General features: G+C 65.1%; 4 protein-coding genes. 2 read left to right on the forward strand and 2 right to left on the reverse strand.

The window, feature by feature from the left end:
* A partial coding sequence (locus QZ184_RS11080) for a BMC domain-containing protein (RefSeq protein WP_296419661.1) occupies nucleotides 1–524 on the reverse strand: 524 nt, incomplete at its 3' end.
* Between the two features lie 318 nt (nucleotides 525–842).
* Here QZ184_RS11080 and QZ184_RS11085 point away from each other — a divergent pair.
* The gene (locus QZ184_RS11085; RefSeq protein WP_296416922.1) at nucleotides 843–1,277 is read left to right on the forward strand and encodes a hypothetical protein; all 435 of its coding nucleotides are present in this window, start codon (nucleotides 843–845) and stop codon (nucleotides 1,275–1,277) included.
* Here the strand turns inward: QZ184_RS11085 and QZ184_RS11090 are convergent, their stop codons facing one another.
* Nucleotides 1,278–1,676, reverse strand: coding sequence for a hypothetical protein (locus QZ184_RS11090; protein WP_232197280.1), 399 nt, complete (start codon nucleotides 1,674–1,676; stop codon nucleotides 1,278–1,280). It lies immediately after the preceding gene.
* Between the two features lie 67 nt (nucleotides 1,677–1,743).
* Between QZ184_RS11090 and QZ184_RS11095 the strand changes: the two genes are divergently transcribed.
* Nucleotides 1,744–2,864: APC family permease (locus QZ184_RS11095; protein ID WP_296419659.1), on the forward strand; the 1,121-nt coding region annotated here is incomplete at its 3' end.

The raw sequence follows: 2,864 nt of genomic DNA on the forward strand, positions 1-2,864 counted from the left end.
CCGGCCTGAATCATCGAGCCGCGCCGGTTCTGACGGTTGATCAGCACGGCGTGGTCGGGGGTGATTGCCCGGATGACTTCGGTCCAGGTCACGCTGCAGCGGGTGCGCTGCTCGACGCTGCTGCCGATGGCTTCGAGCACGACATCGCCGGAGTGGAGCACATTGCTCTGGTCGCGGTGATAGAGCGCCAGGGAGCCAAAGGCCCGCTCCACGATCATCTGGCCCAGACGCACCGTGCTGGCTTTGAGGGCGATGTCCGTCACCCGGTGCACGGCCATGCCAGGGGAGACCTCAAGCCAGAGGCAGGCATCGCCTGGGATGGGCAGGAAGCCCTGGCTCACCGTCCCCATGTAGGTGGCGAGTTGGGGCTGCAGTGAATCGAGAAAGACGTAGGTCCGCAGCTCGATGGATTCGACTGCGCTGGCCTGGCTGACCAGCCGCGCTTCGCTATCGGTCGTGATGACACAGCTGGCGGCCGATGGGTGCAGCTCATCCAAAGAGGTGCCGCTGCCGCTGAATCCCAGGTCGGTGCCAGTGATCTGCACCGATGCCGTTCGTCGCCTGGGATTGCGTTCAATCAAGGGGTCGGGCTGCTCCCTACAGACGTTGAGGTCCTCTGCTGGTCAGCGGGAGGAGCGCGGCGATCTTACCGCCCCATCCAGGATTCACTCCATGGTTTTGGCTTGGCGGGGCTGGATTGATGTGGCAAGCCTTCATCGATCTTGGTCGGTGGTTTGGGCGGGCCCCGGATTGCTTGCGCCGCAGTTGATGTCCGCCGGTCTCTGGGGTCTTGCGCCCCGGGCGAGAGCCGGTACCGTCCGGCCATCCCTGCAGGACTGCCCGTGGCTGCTAAGCGCTCTGCCCCTTCTGCCTCCGCGAAGGGCGCTGCTCCCGTTCAAGACGGCGGCGATCTCAATGCTGACCAGGCTTTGGCTCTGGTCAGCATGAGCCTGATGCAGAAGCTTGCGGCCCAAGGGCAGCTCCCCTGGGTCTGGAACGAGTCCGAGGACGGTGGCGCCTGTGATGTCGCCTCCCTGCGCCAGCGCCTGGAGCTCACCCAGTTGGCTCTGCAAACGGGTGCGCCCCTGTCGACGGCAGAGGTGACCTACTTAATGGGTGCCCGTCCCGGCAGCGCCGAGGTGGAGCGGGGCGGCCTGCGGGCTAGGCGCATCAGCCGCAATGTCTGGAAACTGGGCCAAACCGCTGGTGGCGAGGAGCGCCGGGGTGAGGTCACCAGCTTCGCCAGCTTCAATGACGGCCGCCGCCGCTTCGGTTGATCAGGGCAACTCGCCGCCTGCGCTGATCTCTTGATCCCAGGCGGCGATCAGCTGGTTTTTCAGCGCTTCGCTCTGTTCTAGGGCGATCTCCAGTCCCCCCCACCAGTTGATCAAGGCCACCGGGACGGGCATGGCATTGCACTCCAGTTCATAGGACTGGATTTGCTCTTCAGCATCGATCAGGACGCAGATGCTGAACTCCAAGAGCCCGTTGGACCACGGGTGGAGTGAAACGGTCGTCACTGGGCCCAGGTCGATGCTCCACCAGGGGCAATCGGGCGTGACTTTCGGAACCCCGGCGGGAAGGTCAAGCTTGGCCCACCCCCGCAGCACCAGTTGTTCCAGTAGGTCGTTGAGGCTCGAGCGCATGGACTCCCCGGGATGGGGTGTCTTTGTCATGGCACGGCCCATGGGCTGCCAGCAAGGGCAGATCGGGGCATGGTGAGGCCAGCCGCGCGCCACAGGGGTGCTTTCGTTTGCCCGTCGTCTTTTGGGGCGTCCTCTGCCGCGCAGGGAATCGGATGCGCAGCGCCTGCCGAGCCTGATTGCGCTGCCGATCCTCTCCTCGGATGCCCTCTCCTCGGTGGCCTATGCGACGGAGGCCGCCCTGGGGGTGTTGCTTCTGGCCGGCAGCGGTGCCCTTGGTCTGTCCCTGCCGATCACGGCCTGCATCGTCGGCCTGATCGCGATTGTGGTGCTCTCCTATCGCCAGGCGATTGAGGCCTACCCCGAGGGGGGAGGCTCCTATGTGGTCGCCCGGGAGAACCTCGGCGCCTGGGCGGGGTTGGTGGCGGCGGCGGCATTGCTGGTGGATTACACCCTGACCGCCGCGGTGAGTCTGATGGCGGCGGCCCAGGCCCTGAGCTCCCTGCTTCCAGGGCTGCTGGCCCATGAGACCAGCCTCTCTCTGCTGCTGTTGGCGCTCGTGGGTTGGGCCAATTTGCGGGGTCTGAAGGAGGCCGGTCGCCTGTTTGTTGTGCCGACCTACGCCTTCGTCGTGATGGTGGCGCTCCTGGCCCTGTTTGGTCTGCAGAACATCGTGTTTGCCCATGGCTTTCGCCCGGACGCACCGCCGGCGATCGCAGCCCTGGAGCCCTTGGGTCTGTTCTTGATTCTTCGGGCCTTCAGCGCCGGTTGCTCGGCGATGACCGGCATTGAAGCGATTGCCAACGGGGTGAAGGTGTTCCGTGAGCCCTCGGCCCGCCGGGCCCAGGCCACGCTGCTGGTGATGGGGGTGTTGCTGGCGCTGCTGTTCCTGGCCGTCAGCGGTTTGGCCTATCTCTACGGGATTGCCCCCAATCCCGATCGCACCGTTCTGGCCCAGATCGGTCTGCGGGTGTTCGGTCCCGGCAATCCTCTCTATTGGTTCCTGCAGATCAGCACGTTGTTGATCTTGGGCTTGGCGGCAAACACCGCCTTCGCTGGATTCCCCCGGCTGGCGGCACTGCTGGCCAAGGACCGCTACCTGCCTCGCCAGATGGCTTGGTTGGGGGATCGTCTGGTGTTCCAGAACGGCATCGGCCTCTTGCTGCTGGTCTCAGCCCTGGTGATCGTGGTCTGCCGCGGCAACACCAATGTCGCGATCAA

Origin of the sequence: Vulcanococcus sp. DEBay_Sum22DG08_74 (assembly GCF_017852955.1) — a bacterium.
In the GTDB taxonomy this organism is placed as follows: domain Bacteria; phylum Cyanobacteriota; class Cyanobacteriia; order PCC-6307; family Cyanobiaceae; genus Vulcanococcus.

Coding starts and splice junctions, on each gene's coding strand:
- QZ184_RS11090 (WP_232197280.1), bottom strand. CDS start 1,676: ATGACAAAGACACCCCATCCCGGGGAGTCCATGCGCTCGAGCCTCAAC.